Origin of the sequence: Brucella sp. JSBI001, from assembly GCF_026014005.1 — a bacterium.
Taxonomy (GTDB): domain Bacteria; phylum Pseudomonadota; class Alphaproteobacteria; order Rhizobiales; family Rhizobiaceae; genus Brucella; species Brucella anthropi.
Map to the genome: position 1 here is coordinate 249,203 of NZ_CP110339.1, position 16,005 is coordinate 265,207.

The window sequence follows — 16,005 nt, forward strand, 5'->3', positions numbered from 1 at the left end:
CGGGAAACCGCCGGTTTTTTCTATGCGGCTTTTTTAGGCCAGGCAGCAAGCTTGCGGGCGAAATGCGACACGGTGCCGTGCAGCAGCATGGTGAAGGCCGCCAGCACGAACAGGCAGGCGAACATCAGATCCACCTTGGCGCGTCCATTGGCGAGCAGCATCAGATAGCCGAGACCTTTCGATGCGCCCACCCATTCGCCGACTACAGCGCCGATGGGCGCATAGACTGCGGCGAGGCTCAGACCCGACGCCAGCGAAGGAAAGGCGGATGGGATGCGGATGCGAAACAGGATCGCCATGCGTCCGGCACCGAGAATTTCCGCTGCGTCGATAAGGCTGCTGTCGGTCCGCCGCATGCCGTCGAAGAATGTCGAAACGACGGGAAAGAAGATCATCAGCACTGTGACTGCAATCTTCGATGCGGGACCGTAGCCAAGCCACAAAGTCAAAATGGGGGCGAGCGCGAAGATCGGGATCGCCTGACTGAACACCATGGCGGGCATGACAAGCCGCTGCGCCAGCGGTGACATCATCAGGCAGATGGCGGTGGCAATGCCGACCGCGCAGCCAAGCGCCAGACCGCCCAGAACTTCGCCGATAGTGGCGGCAGCGTTTTCGGCAATCAGCCCGGCATTGCCGATCAGTGACTGCAACACATCCAGCGGGCCGGGCAGGATGAAGCGCGGCATCTGGCCGATGCTCACCACCGCCTGCCAGATGGCAAGCGCTATGGCTGCCGACAGTAAACCGTCGGCAGCACGCTTTTTTCGACTTCGGTTCGGGAGTGCTTCGTTCACTATCCGGCCTTCAAGCCCATGGACCAGAAATCGGCTTCGAGCCTGCTTGCCGTCGCGAAAATCTGGCAGAGCCTTGGCCAGCGCGGGCTTTTCTCAAAGTCGTCGCCGATGCGGTCCTTTGCAGCCTGATCGAACAGCTTGCCGACCGTGTGGCACATGTCCTGATAGTCAGGCCCCGCATAGGTGTCGATCCATTCTTGATAAGGCGTACCGGGCAGGGCGGTCACGGCAAGGTTGAGGCCGATCTCGCCGTAGCCGTGTGCGCAGGGCACGAGCGCCGTCAGCAGGTCGAGGAAATCGCCCGCCTGTCCGCAGTCGAGCACATAGCGCGTATAAGCGAGGTTTTCCGGTTCTTCCTTCGTCGCGTAGAGCTCGTCTTCACTGATCCCTTCACGAGCACAAATGCCGACATGAAGCGGCAGTTCCGTGACGGCCAGACCATGCATGATCTGGGCGCAGAGCCGTGTTTCCTGCAGTGTGTTGGCCTTGACGACGCCGAGCGCAAAGGCGCGGGCATAGTGGTGCAGATAGACATAATCCTGACGGAGATAATGCAGGAAGGCTGCCTTGGGTAACGTGCCGTCACCCAATCCGCGCACGAATTCATGATCGATATAGGGCTTCCAGTCATCAAGCGTCGCGGCGCGCAGGCGCGTGAACAGTTCGGATGAATAATGCGGTTGCGGCTGGCTCATGACTTGCTCCCTTCCGCGTTGACGTCGATGGCGAATTTTTCGACCGGAAGGACCGAAGGCACGAGACCGTTTTCCTTGAGATAGGTTTCGTAGCGGCTCCAGCGTCCGTAATCGAGACTTGCAGGCGAGCGGGAGAAACGGGCGACCGTGTCTTTCCAGGCGCGCTGGTTCAGCTCGTCCTTGAGTTCGGAACTATAGGATGCGAAGACGTAGTAGCTCTTCTCCGGGTGATTGACGATATACTGCGCGGCCTTCTCGGTAGCCGAGAGGAAGCGTGCGATCTTGTCCTTTTCCGCCGCGTCCAATTTGTCGGAAGCTGCGACATAGACGAGCTCGTCATAAACCGGCACGCCTTCTTCCTCGACGAAGAAGCATTTTCCGGGCACGCCTTCGACAGCCATCTGGTTCAGTTCGACATTGCGATAGGCGCCCATCACCGCATCGACCTGCTTCGACATCAGCGATTGCGCGAGCGAGAAATTCACATTGATGAGCTCGACATCCGAGAGTTTGACGCCGTGCTGGCCGAGAATGGTGCCGAGCAATGTTTCCTCGGTTCCGGCGACCGAATAGCCGATCTTCTTGCCCTTGAGATCGGCGATGGAATTCACCGATCCATCGTCTCTGGTCATCAGGCAGTTGAGCGGCGAGTCGATCAACGTGCCGACGCGGATAAGCGGCAGGCCTTCATGCACCTGAAGATGCACCTGCTGCTGATAGGAAATGGCGAGATCCGCCTGTCCTGCCGCCACCATCTTGGTGGGCGTCGAGGCGTCAGCAGGTGCGACGATGTCCACATCCAGACCGGCATCCTTGAAGTAGCCAAGCTTGTCGGCGACGATGATGGGGCCGTGATCGGGGTTCACATACCAGTCGAGAATGAGCTTCAGCTTGTCGTTAGCGTGAGCCGAAGTGGCAGCCGTGAGGGCGAGGCCGAACAGGGCGGCGAAGGCGGTCTTTTTCATAGGGTCTGCTCCAGAGTATGGCCTGCATAAGTGCGCGTGGTTTCGATCCATTGGCGCAGGCGGCTTTCGGGGTCGGCATGGAGGGTAATGTCGGTGACGACGGAAACGATATCGGCGCCTGCTTCGAAAACACCGGGCGCGCGTTCAACGCTCATGCCACCGATGCCCACCAGCGGAATGTCGCCGATGCGCGCTTTCCATTGTCCAAGGCGCGGCAGGCCCTGCTCGTGCCACTTCATCTTTTTCAAAATGGTCGGATAGATGGGGCCGAGTGCGATATAGTCAGGCTTCACCGACAAGGCACGGTCCAGTTCGGCCTCGTCATGGCTTGAAACACCCAGTTTCAAGCCACCGCCGCGAATGGCACTGAGATCGGCATCGTCGAGGTCTTCCTGCCCAAGATGGATGAAGTCGCAACCTTCCTCCAGCGCCAGCTTCCAGTAGTCGTTGACGATCAGCTGGCAGTTATGTGCAAGGCAGATTTCCCGTGCGGCACGGATTTCACTGCGCAGCTCCGGCTCGCTCTTATCCTTGACGCGCAGTTGCACCAGCTTGACGCCGAGCGGCACCATACGCTCCAGCCATTGGGCGCTATCGAAGATCGGGTAGAACGGATCGAGGGCCATTACAAAAATGCCTTTCCGAGAAGAGGGGTGGACGGCGCGGCCATGTCGCGCGCCTCGATGGCGTCTGCTTCGAAAGCAAGCCGCCCGGCTTCGACCGCAAGCGCGAAGCCGCGTGCCATGGCGACGGGATCGCCAGCCTTGGCGACGGCGGTGTTGATGAGCACGGCGTCGAAGCCCAGCTCCATCGCCGCTGCCGCATGGGACGGCACGCCGATGCCGGCATCGACAACAAGCGGAATATCGGGGAAATGCGCCCGCATGGTCTTCAGCGCATAAGGATTGTTGAGGCCTCGGCCCGAGCCGATCGGCGCCCCCCAGGGCATCAGCACCTTGCAGCCAGCTTCAATGAGCCTTTCCGCGACGACCAGATCGTCATTCATATAGGGAAAGACCTCGAAGCCGTCGTCGCAGAGTGCGCGTGCCGCCTCGACCAGTCCGAACGGGTCTGGCTGCAATGTGTCGGTATCACCGATCACTTCCAGCTTGATCCAGTTGGTGCCGAAGATTTCGCGCGCCATTTTTGCCGTGGTCACCGCTTCGCGCGGCGTGTGGCAGCCTGCCGTGTTGGGCAGAACGGCTACGCCCAGCTCCCGGATAAGCGCCCAGAAATCCTGTCCGGCGCGAGCCCCGCCACTCTCACGACGCAGCGAGACGGTGACGATATCGCTTTGCGAAGCGCGCACCGCATCGGCCAATATGGCAGGCGATGGATATTGCGCCGTGCCGAGTAGCAGGCGGCTTTCAAATTTTTGTCCGTAGAATTCCAGCATCTCAGCCTCCCTGCATCGGGGCCAGAACTTCGATGCGGTCGCCAGCCGACAGGGTCGCGGCTGCGCGCTCGTCGCTGGCCACGAATTCGCCGTTCAGCGCGGTTGCAACAACCGCTTCATCCAGTTCGATTTCGGCGAGCAGCGCCGCCAGATTGGCGGCTGCCGTGGTGATGACCTCACCGTTCAGCACGATCGTCATGCATAGTCCTCCACAAATTCTGGTTTGGGCTCTGGCGCATCCTCCGGCATGGTCGCGCTCGCAACCGCCATGCGCGCTATCGCCGGCGAAAGCAGGAAGCCGTGGCGGTAAAGCCCGTTGACATAGACGGTTTTGCCGCGCCGTCGGACGCGGGGCAGATTGTCGGGAAAGGCCGGGCGCGCATCGACGCCGGTTTCGAGAATTTCCGCCTCGCCGAAGGCCGGATGCAAGGCATAAGCGGCGCTCAAGAGTTCCAGCGTCGAGCGCACGCTGATGCCACCCCGCTCATCGCTTTCGATCATCGTCGCGCCGATCATGTGCACGCCGTCGCCGCGTGGCACGATGTAGAGCGGAATCCGCGGATGCAGGAGGCGTATGGGTCGCTTGAGATTGATATCGCGCGAGCGCACAACCAGCATTTCACCCTTGACGCCGCGCAGGTCCTGCAACTGATCACGCGCTGCAAGACCGCGTGCATCGACGGTAATGTCGGCCTCGACTTTGACGTCTTTCGCATCCTGTCCCAGATGAAAGACCACGCCTTTCTTCTGCAGTTTTTCGGCGAGCTCGATCAGTGTCTGGCGCGGGTTGAGATGGCCTTCTGCCGCAAAGAAAAGTCCCTGCCGAAAACGGCCGGCAAGGTCTGGTTCCAGCGTATCGATCTGGTCTTGATCAATGGTGTCAAATGCTTCCGTCCGGCGGGCGAAGCGGCGCAGTTCGGTCGCATCGCGTGTGTGCGAGAGTACAAGCGTACCCTTGCGATGGACTGTCGAAACGTGCCGCTCCCACCAGCCGATCGCTTCCTGTCCCAAACGAACGACCGGCTCTTCCGCGCTCTCGCCTTCGCACCATGGTGCCAGCATTCCGCCTGCAAACCATGAGCAGCTGTCGGAACCGATCTCAGTGCTTTTGGCAATGACAGTGACGGCATGTCCCTGATCGTGAAATTCTGCCGCGCACACTAGACCGGCGACACCTGCTCCGATGATGGTGACGCGCATCACATTGCCTCCTCTGAGTGAACTTTCCAGAGATTATGGAAGTGATGAACAGGCCCATGGCCGTGTCCGATCTTCAACGCATCGGCGGCGCGGATTGCCCCTTGCAGATAGGCATGGGCTGCAATGACTGCTTTTTCGAGCGGCAGGTTCTTGGCAAGCTCTGCAGCAATGGCTGAGGAGAGCGTGCAGCCCGTGCCATGGGTGTTGGCGGTCCGGATACGCGGTGCCTCAACACGCAACGTGGGCTGATCGCGGCGAACCAGCAGGTCGACGCAGATTTCGCCTTCCGCATGGCCGCCCTTCATCAAAACAGCTTTCGCGCCGAGTTCGAGCAAGGCACGCCCCTGTTCTTCGGCGTCTACATCGTCGCGAGCCAGATCGCTGTCGAGCAGGCAGGCCGCTTCAGGCCGGTTGGGCGTCAGCAGCGTGGCCAGCGGAACCAGTTTCTGGCGCAAAAGCGCAATGGCGTTTTCGCTCAAAAGCCGGTCGCCGGATTTTGCAACCATCACCGGGTCGAGTACGACAGGGCCGGAGAAATGCGCAAGGCCCCGCGCTATGGCCTCGATGGTTTCGGGCACGGAAACCATGCCGATCTTCACCGCCGCTACATCGAGATCGCTGAAGACGGCATCGATCTGCCCTGCGACGATGGCGGGTGGGATATCGTGCACCGCGCTCACCGTGCAGGTGTTCTGCACGGTCACAGCGGCAATGACGCTCGCACCATAGACGCCGAGCGCCGAGAATGTCTTGAGGTCGGCCTGAATGCCAGCTCCGCCACCACTATCGGAACCGGCAATAGTCACGCATATGGGCACGAATGCCGCACTGCCGTTTGATGTGGTTCGGGAGAAACTGTTTTTTTGGTCCATCATCACGTCTCTCATTCCGAACGGAAAAATGAGACGTCATGAACCTGTTTGGAGCTTGAACTCCGATGAGGGAAACCCTCGGCTGCGACGCGTCAAACTCCGTTCCCTACGCAGGTATTACCCGGATCAGGTTCAATGGGTTAACGCGATCAGCGTCTCTCAGCCTTTTGTGTCGCAACATCGGACGGAAAACTGCTTGGCACTTTTCCTGATATTGCTTCGAAGGCACCCCAACGAATTTTGCGTCTTTAGGCATAGGCTGGAAGTTGAAGCCGGTCAAGCGATGGAAAAATGCAGTTTTAAAGAAAATCCTTAAATCGACCCTCAATTTGTATATGGTTTATTAAAATTCTCGGCTTTAATCTATGTTCGGGGTGCATCTTCCGCGTGTTACTCATGGTGCCATGAAACTTGACGGTCCACTTATAGGGTGGATCGAGATTATCCAGTAGGATCAGTTGGATGAGGGATTTACGATGAGGAAGCGGAGGGGCGCTTCAGCTTCGACGGAAGGCACGATGGCGCGCACGTCCGAGCAGGACTTCCGCATCCTTTTCACAACCCATCCGACACCGATGTGGGTTTATGACCCGGAGACGCTGCATTTCATCGTGATGAATGACGCTGCCTATCGGCTCTATGGATACACTGCTGATGAAATTCCGGGCATGACAGTGCTCGATATTCGACCCCAGACAGAACGGGATCGAATGCTGGCTGCCATTCGTGATCGCAGCGACCTTGAACGACCGGAGCGCTGGCAGCATCTGCGCGCGAATGGTGAAATCATTGATGTTCTGACTTATGGACGTCAGGTTCTTTTCGACGGCAAGGAAGCGATTCTCGCCATTGTTCAGGACAGGACAGAGTTGGCAGAAGCCAATCGTCAGGCAAACCACGCCCAAACCCTGCTGGACAGCCTCGTCAACAATCTGCCGCTTGGTGTCTTCGTCAAGGATATGCACGATGACGGTCGGTATGTGCTCTACAATCAGGCCGCATCAGCGGCGAGCGGACAGCCGGTAGACGAAGCCATCGGTTCGACCGACCTCGATCTTTTCCCTGAACGCGAGGCAACCGTCATCATCCAGCAAGATCGCACGGCGATGCGGCGTCGGGGCGTGTTGAACGTCGAACGCAAGATCGAGCGCAAGGACGGAACGTCACGAACGATGCGGATCATAAAATGTTCGATCCCACCGGTCGAGGGCAACGAGCCTCGCTATTTGATCGGGCTCGTTGAGGATATAACCGAACGGCGTGAGATTGAGGAACGCATGGCACATATTGCCATGCATGACAGTCTGACAGGCTTGCCGAACCGCGCCTATTTTGCTCACCATGTAGAGAGTTTGTTGAAAAAGGGCGGGGATTCCGAGCCTTTTGCCTTGTTCTACCTTGATATCGATCATTTCAAGAACATCAACGACAATATCGGGCATCAGGCTGGCGACCAGCTTTTGCAGGAAGTGGCGCGTCGACTGAAGCAGATCACGACTTCGGACGAATTCATTGCCCGGCTGGGAGGCGACGAATTTGCCATTGTCTACCGGAGCGGGACGCTGGCACAAATTGCAATGTTCGCTGACCGTATCCTTTCTGCTTTTCAGGATCCGTTCGAACTGGTGCGCAATTCAGAATTCGTCGCCTGCAGCATGGGCATCGCCCAAGCGCCATTGCATGGAGACAACCCCGATGTGCTGATGCGCAATGCCGATCTCGCGCTTTATGCTTCAAAATCAGGTGGACGCCGTACATTCCGGTTCTATCAGCACTCCCTGCGCCTGGCGGCGGAGAAGCGTTATGTCATGACCGGCGAACTTCGTCAGGCTCTGCTGGATGAACAGTTTGAACTGCATTATCAACCGATTTTCAATCTTGAGAGCGGCAAGATTTCCGGCTTTGAAGCGCTGATCCGCTGGCGTCATCCTGATCGCGGTATGGTTTCACCGGCGGAATTCATTCCACTGGCAGAAGAAACCGGGCTCATCGGACCGATCGGCGACTGGGTTCTAAGGACTGCATGTCGGGAGGCTGTGCTCTGGCCGGAGGACATAAAAGTCTCGGTCAATCTTTCACCGGTCCAGTTCAGTCAGACCACGCTCTTGAATTCCGTCACGGATGCGTTGGAAGCAGCACGTCTTTCACCCGACAGGCTTGAGCTTGAAATCACGGAGTCGGTCTTCCTGTCGAACAGCAAGAACAATATCGAGTTGCTGTTCGAACTTCGCCGATTGGGTGTTCGTATCGCGATGGATGATTTCGGGACTGGCTATTCCTCTTTGAGCTATTTGCGATCATTCCCATTTGATAAGATCAAGATTGATCGCAGTTTCGTTTCCGGGATCGAAGTCGATACCCGCGATCTGGCCATCATTCAGGCTGTGGCAACGCTCGGTGCGGGCTTCAATATTGTCACGACGGCTGAGGGCGTGGAAACCGCACAACAGCTGGAACGTTTGAAGACCGAGCGTTTTGGTGAGGTGCAGGGTTTCCTGACCGGGCGGCCAATGCCTGCCGGAGACGTGCATTCCTTTATCCAGAATCGCAGCAATGTCGGTCTGGAAATGCCTGCGGCACACAACAGATTGCCGATTTAGGGCATCGCCCACCTGTTATTGAGCGGCGCTCGAAAAGCCATAACACCAAACGAAAAGTCCAAATCGAACCTCGCCTTAAAAAGGGCTTGACCTTCCAACGGTGGGAAGGCCTATCTAAGGAGCAACTCTCGAATTATGCCCTTTCCGGGCGATGAAAGGGATTGCCATGAACAAGCCTGTTAATCACGAAACCATCAGTTTTCCAGTGCCCGTCGAAGGGATGAGCTGCGCGTCTTGCGTGTCATCCGTTGAAAAAGCCGTGTCCAAAGTTCCGGGCGTCGACAAGGTTTCCGTCAATCTTGCAACGGAACGCGCCGACGTGACTTTCAAGGGCGAACCGGATTTGCCGTCGGTGATCGATGCCATTCGCAAGGCGGGTTATGATGTCCCGGCAGGGAACATTGATCTCGCTATTGAAGGCATGACTTGCGCTTCCTGCGTTAGCAAGGTTGAGAAGGCGCTGAATGCTGTGCCGGGCGTAACACGCGCCAGTGTTAATCTCGCAACTGAACGTGCCCATGTGGAACTGGCCGGGCCGGTACAGCCCTCCGAACTCATCAAGGCGGTTGAACAGGCAGGTTATGAGGCGCGTTCGCTGGGTGACGCGCAGAGCGACGTCAAGCAGGAAACCCAGTCCGAGAAGCGGGATGCTGAAGCGGCAGAACTGAAGAAAAGCGTCATTCTCTCTGCCGTTTTGACCTTGCCTGTTTTCGTTATGGAAATGGGTTCGCATCTGATCCCTGCGGTTCATATGTTCGTCATGGACAGGATCGGCATGCAGAACAGCTGGTATCTGCAGCTTGTGCTCACCACGCTGGTTCTGTTCGGTCCGGGATTGCGCTTTTTCAAGAAAGGCATTCCGGCGCTGTTGCGCGGCACGCCTGACATGAATTCGCTCGTCGTGGTTGGCACGCTCGCGGCATGGGGCTATTCGGTGGTCGCGACTTTCCTTCCCGGTGTGCTGCCGGAAGGCACGGTGAATGTTTATTTCGAGGCCGCCGCCGTCATCGTCACATTGATCCTGATCGGGCGTTATCTGGAGGCGCGTGCCAAGGGACGCACCAGTGCGGCTATCAGCCGGCTGGTTGGCCTGCAGGCGAAATCGGCGCGTGTGGTGCGTAATGGCGAGACGATCGATGTGCCGCTGGAAGATGTTCGCGCTGGTGACGTCGTACAAGTCCGCCCCGGCGAGAAAGTGCCGGTCGACGGCGAAGTGATCGAAGGTTCGTCCTATGTGGATGAATCGATGATTACCGGCGAGCCTGTGCCTGTTGCCAAGGAAAAAGGCGCGGAAGTGGTTGGCGGTACGATCAACAAAACCGGTGCTTTCACCTTCCGCGCAACCAAGGTTGGCCGTGATATGGTGATCTCGCAGATCATCCGCATGGTCGAGGACGCTCAGGCTGACAAGCTGCCAATTCAGGCAAAGGTCGACAAGGTGACCGGCTGGTTCGTACCCGCTGTTATGGCAGCCGCAGCACTGACCTTCGCATTGTGGCTTGTGATCGGTGGCACGGGCATGCTGGGTTACGCGCTGGTGAACGCCATTGCGGTTCTCATCATCGCCTGCCCGTGTGCCATGGGCTTGGCCACGCCGACCTCCATTATGGTTGGCACTGGCCGCGCAGCCGAGTTCGGCGTCCTGTTTCGCCGCGGTGACGCATTGCAGACCTTGCGCGATGCTTCCGTTATCGCCGTCGACAAGACCGGTACGCTGACACAGGGAAAGCCCGCGCTGGCTCATTTCGCGACCGTCGAAGGCTTTGAGAAGGACGAACTTCTGGCGCTTGTCGCGGCTGTGGAGGCACGTTCCGAACACCCGATTGCCGACGCGATTGTGGAAGCAGCAAAAGAGAAGGGATTGAAGCTTGCGGATGTATCGGCTTTCGAAGCCGTTCCTGGATTTGGCCTGAAGGCTCATGTGTCCGGCCATGAGATTGCCATCGGCGCTGATCGTTACATGGCAAAGCTTGGTCATGACGTTGCTGTCTTTGCCAATGATGCGAAGCGTCTCGGCGATGAAGGGCAGTCTCCGCTCTATGCAGCTGTCGATGGTAAGCTGGCAGCAATCCTGACTGTTGCCGACCCAATGAAGGAAACCACGCCAGCGGCGATTGCTGCCCTGCACGAGCAGGGGCTGAAGGTCGCCATGATCACCGGCGATAACCGCCGCACGGCGGAAGCCATCGCAAAACGTCTCGGCATCGATGAAGTCGTTGCAGAAGTGCTGCCGGACGGCAAGGTCGAAGCGTTGAAGCGGCTTTCGGCAGGTGGCAAGCGGATTGCTTTTGTCGGTGACGGTATCAACGATGCGCCTGCACTGGCTGCTGCCGATGTTGGCATTGCGATTGGCACCGGCACGGATATTGCGATCGAAAGCGCAGATGTGGTGCTAATGTCGGGCGATCTTCGCGGCGTGGTCAATGCCATTGCCATATCGAAGGCGACGATCCGTAATATCAGCGAAAACCTGTTCTGGGCCTTTGCCTATAACGTCGCGCTGATCCCTGTCGCGGCGGGTGTCCTCTATCCGTTCACTGGCACGTTGTTGTCACCGGTTCTGGCGGCAGGCGCCATGGCTTTCTCCAGCATCTTCGTGCTGAGCAATGCCTTGCGGCTCAAGGCTTTTAAAAGCCCGATAGAGGCCTGAGCAAAAGAAAGGCGCGGTGTTGACCGCGCCTTTCGATTTCAGTGGGTTCCGACAGCCTTGCCGTATGTCCGGACCACATTGCGGACGGCCTCCACCATCAAGGCGTGGGGCGTCGCTTCAATCTCACCCGAGGCGACTGCTGGATAAAGCGTGCCCAGATACTGACTGATCAGCGTTTCCGGTATCTTGCGCCCTTCCAGACGGTTCAAAAGCGCATCCACGGCAGCAGTTGCGACCGGATGCGGCCAGTAATAGCGAATGCGGTCGCTATAGGAGAAATGGCGTTGCAGGCGCAGTTCTTCCGCGTCGCCGTGGTAATATTTTTCCCAGTTCTTCGGTTCGGCCAGCAGCAGTGCTTCCATCTTGCCGCGCAGGGTTTCTTCTTCCGGCAGCTTGTCGAGGAAAGCCGCAATCTGGTCGAGCCCATAGAGCGCCTCGCGCAGCGCAAAAGTCAGGCCGGGGCCGACTTTCAGAATGGTGAAACCGTCATCAACCAGATCGGAAAGCGCTTCCACCGGCTGATAGTCGGTGGAGTGGGCTTCAAAGACGAATTGCGCCATTTCGCTGAGAACGCCGCTGAGAGCTGTCGCCTTTTCGCTGTTGTAGAAGACGACATTTTCGTTGCCGAACTCGACGCCCGGCTGCACCACGACACCGATGGCGCGGGCGAAGGCGTCCTCCAGCCCGAGTGCCGCAAAAGCCTTGCGGTGAATGGCGACGGTTTCGACCGCCGCACCCGGCTTGGTCAGCTCCAGCTCTTCGATTTCTTCCATCGCGCCGCCTGGGATCGGGACTTCCGTTCCGATGATATAGACAGGCAGGTCGTATCCGGCTTCACGGGCCGCTGCTTCCGAAACCTTGGCCAGACGCGCAGCGCGCCCGGCGGTCACGGCATCAGGCAGCGCGACCGGTTCGCCAGCGCAACCCATCGACGTATCGAGATGGATTTTGGTGAAGCCTGCGCGCACGAAGGCGTCGATCATCACATCCGACTTCGCAAGGGCTTCTTCGGCGGGCAGATGCTTCCACGGGTTGGGGCCGAGATGGTCGCCGCCCAGAATAAGCCGCTTGGTGTCGAAGCCGACACGGGCGGCGATGTCTTCCACAAAACGGCGGAAGTCGGCGGGCGTCATGCCTGTATAGCCGCCGTCCTGATTGACCTGATTGCAGGTGGCCTCGATCAGCACGTCGGTCTCGGTCGCGATGCCTTCAAGAAGGGCTGCTTCAATCACCAGCGGATGCGCAGAGCAGATCGACGTAATGCCGCCGCGAACGCCGCTGGCGTAACGGGCGGGAAGTGCGCTCAGAACCTTCGTGCTGCTCATGCTGGAACTCCGTTTTTCTGAAGGAAGGCTTCAATTTCGGCCATGGTCGAGGTGCCTTCCATCGGTCCCTTGACGCCGACGGCGCGTGCGCCGGTGGCGTTGGCGATGACGAGGGCTTCTTTCGGTGCCATGTCGCGCAGCCAGCAGGTAACGAATGCCGCGCCAAAACTATCGCCCGCTCCGGTCGGGTCGATCTCATCGACCTTGAAGGCAGGCGCGAAAACTTCGCCGGACTGATCGAAATAGCTTGCGCCTTCCGCACCGCGCTTGACCACAACGGCCTTGACGCCCCGCGCCAGCAGTTCTTCCACGGCCGCCTTTTCCTCGGTCGCCTTGGTGAAGAGGAAGATTTCCGGGCCGCTTGGCATGAACAGGTCGGTGTTTTCCAGCGCATGGGCCAGTGCCTGGCGCATACCCGGCAATTCCAGCATTTCCTTGCGGATATTCGGGTCGAAGGAGACAGTGCCGCCCTTTGCCTTGATGCGGATCGTCGCCTCGTGGATCGCCGAAACAATGCCCTCGGAGAACAGGGCAGAACCCATGATATGCAGATGATCGGCGGTCTCGATCAGCTTTTCGGCTTCCGGCGTCAGGCCGATGGCACTGCATGCGCTGTGCTTGATGTTGAAGATGAAATCGCGATTGCCATCCGGGCGATAACGCACGAAGGCGCTGCCGGTGGCGGCTGTCGGATGCACGCCGATGGCCGAAACATCCACGCCGTCCTTCTGCAGGCGCTCGACATTGAGCGCGCCGAAATCGTCATTGCCGACCGCGCTGACCATGCCGCAAGGCTGGCCCATCTTGGCCACCTGATCGATGAAGATTGCGGGCGCGCCGGAGGCGAACGGCCCGATCAATGGGATGGCGGTCTTGAAACCGTTGCCGGTTTCTAGGGCCATGATTTCGACGACGATCTCGCCGATGGTGATGATCTTTTTCATAAGGTGCACCGCGATTATGTGCGCATGGATTTCGAGCGCACGTCCAGCCAGACGGCGACCAGAATGACCACGCCCTTGACGATGAGCTGATAGAAATAGGGCACCGACAGCATGTTCATGCCGTTGTTGATGACACCGATGATGAGCGCGCCCAGAATGGTGCCGACCATGGTGCCGACGCCGCCAGCAAGCGAGGTGCCGCCAAGCACGACCGCCGCAATGGCGTCGAGTTCATAGCCCATGCCTGCATTGGTCTGTGCTGAGGACAGGCGTGATGAGAGCAAGATGCCGCTGATGGCTGCCATGACGCCGGAGAGCATGAAGACGATGATCTTGATGCGGTCGACGCGGATACCCGAATAGATCGCCGCTTCCTTGTTGCCGCCCGAAAGATAGATGCGGCGGCCGAAAACGGTCTTCGACAGCAGGATATAATTGAAGATGAACAGGATGCCGACGATCCAGATGATGATCGGCAGACCGAGCCAGTTTTCCGAGCCGATGGTAAGCCAGGTATCGTTTTCGATGATTTCAGGCGCGCCATTGGTCGGCAGACTGACCATGCCGCGATAGATGCCCATTGTCGCAACCGTCACGATGAAGGATGGCAGCATCAGCTTTGCCGAAAGCACGCCGTTCAGGCCACCCATGATGGCGCCCGCCGCAAGGGTGAAAACGACCGTCGGCACAAAGCCGAAGCCCATGGCGAAGGCTTGCGCTGCCACCATGCCGGAAACTGCGATGATCGAGCCGATGGACAGGTCGATTTCGCCGAGCAGGATCACATAGGTCATGCCATAGGCAGCAACGGCGATCACCGCCACCTGCTGCATGATGTTCATGAAGTTGTTGAAGGCGAGAAAGCGCGGGTTCAGCACCGCGAAGACCACGCAGAGCACGGCCAGTGAGATGATGATGCCGCCATACTGGCGAACCAGCGGGGAGGAGAAAAGCGAACGGCGGACTTCCGCGTCCACGGCTTTCTTCTGAATATTTTGTGCGTTGCTCATATGTGCATTCCTGCTGCGTAGCTCATGACGGTTTCGGGCGTAAGACCATCGGCATCGACAATGGCGGCGACATGCTTGTTATGCATGACGGCCACGCGGTCGCTCAGGCCCAGCACTTCCGGCAGTTCGGAGGAAACCATCAGGATCGCCGCGCCATTGGCGGCAAGTTCACGGATGATGCGATAGATTTCGAATTTCGCGCCGACATCGACGCCGCGTGTCGGCTCATCGAGAATGAGAATGCGCGGCTTTGTCTGCAGCCACTTTGCCAGCACGATCTTCTGCTGGTTGCCGCCGCTGAGCGACCCGGCAACCGTGTCGATGGATGCTGTCTTGATGGCAAGACGCAGTACTTCCGCCTTGGCGGCGGAGCGCTCTGCTCTGGAACGCATCAGGCCGAAAGGCCCTGCAAGCTGTCCGAGCCCAACCATGTTGATGTTGCGCTCAACGCTATGCGGAAGGACAAGGCCTTCTTCCTTGCGGTTCTCGGTCACGAAAGCAATGCCGTTGCGGATGGCGTCGGTCGGTGAGGAGAGGGTGATAACCTCTCCGTCCAGCCTGATTTCGCCCGTGGGCCGCAGCATACCGAACAATGCCTTCATCACGTCCGAACGGCCGGAACCGACCAGTCCGAAAAGACCCAGAACTTCGCCGGGTTTCACGTCGATGGAAACATCGCTAAATTTGCCCGCAACCGAGAGGTTCTTCGTTTCAAGTATGGGCGGCACGCTTGCCGATGGTCTCGGCGCTTCGCGCGGCGGATAGATGTCGTTCATCTCACGGCCGACCATCAGGGCGATCAGTCGCTCGATCGTGGTCTCACTCTTCTCGGTTGTCGTTACATATTCGCCATCGCGAACGACCGTAATGTCGTCGGAAAGCCGCATGATTTCTTCCATGCGATGCGAAATATAGATGACGGCTGTGCCCCTGGCTTTCAGGCGCTCGATAATCGAAAACAGGATTTCCGCTTCGCTGTCTGAGAGCGATGAGGTCGGCTCATCCAGAATGACGACGTCAGCAGGCTGGCTCAGGCCCTTGGCGATTTCGACGAGCTGGCGCTGGGCAATCGACAGGTCGCCAACCTTTGCGCGTGCATCGACAGGCAGACCAAGCTCATCGATGAGCTTGTCGGCAGCGGCGTTCAGTTCGCGCTCCCGCACAAAACCGAAGCGGCTTGGCTCATGATTGGCGAAGATGTTTTCGGCCACGCTGAGATTGCGCGACAGGCTCAATTCCTGAAAGACGATGGCAATACCATTTGCACGGGCATCGCGCGGGTCTTTCGGCGCATAGGCCGCGCCCTTGAGCAAAATGGTGCCGGAGGTTGGCTTGAAAACGCCAGCCAGAATCTTCATCAGCGTGGATTTGCCGGCGCCGTTTTCGCCAAGAAGCGTATGCACGCGGCCGCGGCGCACGGTCAGGTTCATGCGCTTGAGCGCGATGACCGGGCCGAAGGATTTCGCCACATCGCGAATTTCAAGCACCGTATCCGGCAGGGCGTTTCGTTCGGATCTGGTGGCTGTCTCGGTATCTGTCACTTTGGGGGCC

At 58.5% G+C, this 16,005-nt stretch carries 14 protein-coding genes and 1 riboswitch; of the genes, 2 read left to right on the forward strand and 12 right to left on the reverse strand.

What is annotated here, in order from left to right:
• Positions 1-20: 20 nt before the first annotated feature.
• The 8 genes from LJ361_RS01115 to thiD are packed head-to-tail and all read right to left on the reverse strand — an operon-like array spanning position 21 to position 5,925.
• On the reverse strand, positions 21-797 hold the full coding sequence (locus LJ361_RS01115) for an ABC transporter permease (protein ID WP_010658049.1): 777 nt from the start codon (positions 795-797) through the stop codon (positions 21-23).
• The gene (gene tenA / locus LJ361_RS01120) at positions 797-1,492 is read right to left on the reverse strand and encodes a thiaminase II (protein WP_010658050.1); all 696 of its coding nucleotides are present in this window, start codon (positions 1,490-1,492) and stop codon (positions 797-799) included. The genes LJ361_RS01115 and tenA overlap by 1 nt, the downstream gene beginning before the upstream one ends.
• Positions 1,489-2,457, reverse strand: a complete 969-nt coding sequence (locus LJ361_RS01125) for an ABC transporter substrate-binding protein (RefSeq protein WP_264812382.1) — start codon at positions 2,455-2,457, stop codon at positions 1,489-1,491. The genes tenA and LJ361_RS01125 overlap by 4 nt, the downstream gene beginning before the upstream one ends.
• Complete coding sequence (locus LJ361_RS01130; RefSeq protein ID WP_010658052.1) at positions 2,454-3,083, reverse strand: thiamine phosphate synthase; 630 nt, start codon at positions 3,081-3,083, stop codon at positions 2,454-2,456. Before LJ361_RS01130 ends, LJ361_RS01125 begins: the two co-directional genes overlap by 4 nt.
• Entirely contained in the window at positions 3,083-3,853 is a 771-nt protein-coding gene (locus LJ361_RS01135) for a thiazole synthase (protein ID WP_151576459.1), read from the reverse strand. Before LJ361_RS01135 ends, LJ361_RS01130 begins: the two co-directional genes overlap by 1 nt.
• Before the next feature lies 1 nt (position 3,854).
• On the reverse strand, positions 3,855-4,052 hold the full coding sequence (thiS, locus tag LJ361_RS01140; RefSeq protein ID WP_010658054.1) for a sulfur carrier protein ThiS: 198 nt from the start codon (positions 4,050-4,052) through the stop codon (positions 3,855-3,857).
• Entirely contained in the window at positions 4,049-5,053 is a 1,005-nt protein-coding gene (locus tag LJ361_RS01145; protein WP_010658055.1) for an FAD-dependent oxidoreductase, read from the reverse strand. Before LJ361_RS01145 ends, thiS begins: the two co-directional genes overlap by 4 nt.
• Positions 5,053-5,925, reverse strand: coding sequence for a bifunctional hydroxymethylpyrimidine kinase/phosphomethylpyrimidine kinase (gene thiD / locus LJ361_RS01150; protein ID WP_010658056.1), 873 nt, complete (start codon positions 5,923-5,925; stop codon positions 5,053-5,055). The genes LJ361_RS01145 and thiD overlap by 1 nt, the downstream gene beginning before the upstream one ends.
• A gap of 86 nt (positions 5,926-6,011) precedes the next feature.
• Positions 6,012-6,168: riboswitch (TPP riboswitch) on the reverse strand.
• 233 nt (positions 6,169-6,401) lie between these two features.
• On the opposite strand from thiD, the gene LJ361_RS01155 reads away from it, so the two are divergent.
• The gene (locus LJ361_RS01155) at positions 6,402-8,525 is read left to right on the forward strand and encodes a putative bifunctional diguanylate cyclase/phosphodiesterase (protein ID WP_029375859.1); all 2,124 of its coding nucleotides are present in this window, start codon (positions 6,402-6,404) and stop codon (positions 8,523-8,525) included.
• Positions 8,526-8,691: 166 nt separating this feature from the next.
• Positions 8,692-11,175, forward strand: coding sequence for a heavy metal translocating P-type ATPase (locus tag LJ361_RS01160; protein WP_029375860.1), 2,484 nt, complete (start codon positions 8,692-8,694; stop codon positions 11,173-11,175).
• A gap of 38 nt (positions 11,176-11,213) precedes the next feature.
• Here LJ361_RS01160 and LJ361_RS01165 read toward each other — a convergent pair whose 3' ends face one another.
• The 4 genes from LJ361_RS01165 to LJ361_RS01180 are packed head-to-tail and all read right to left on the reverse strand — an operon-like array spanning position 11,214 to position 15,995.
• The gene (locus tag LJ361_RS01165; protein WP_010658059.1) at positions 11,214-12,500 is read right to left on the reverse strand and encodes a D-tagatose-bisphosphate aldolase, class II, non-catalytic subunit; all 1,287 of its coding nucleotides are present in this window, start codon (positions 12,498-12,500) and stop codon (positions 11,214-11,216) included.
• Positions 12,497-13,444 carry a sugar kinase gene (locus LJ361_RS01170; protein WP_010658060.1) on the reverse strand — a complete coding sequence of 316 codons (948 nt, stop codon included), beginning with the start codon at positions 13,442-13,444 and terminating at the stop codon, positions 12,497-12,499. Before LJ361_RS01170 ends, LJ361_RS01165 begins: the two co-directional genes overlap by 4 nt.
• A gap of 14 nt (positions 13,445-13,458) precedes the next feature.
• Positions 13,459-14,454: an ABC transporter permease gene (locus LJ361_RS01175; RefSeq protein ID WP_010658061.1), complete on the reverse strand. Its 996-nt coding sequence runs from the start codon at positions 14,452-14,454 to the stop codon at positions 13,459-13,461.
• A complete protein-coding gene (locus LJ361_RS01180) occupies positions 14,451-15,995 on the reverse strand; it encodes a sugar ABC transporter ATP-binding protein (protein ID WP_010658062.1) in 1,545 nt (514 codons plus the stop codon). The genes LJ361_RS01175 and LJ361_RS01180 overlap by 4 nt, the downstream gene beginning before the upstream one ends.
• Positions 15,996-16,005: the final 10 nt, after the last annotated feature.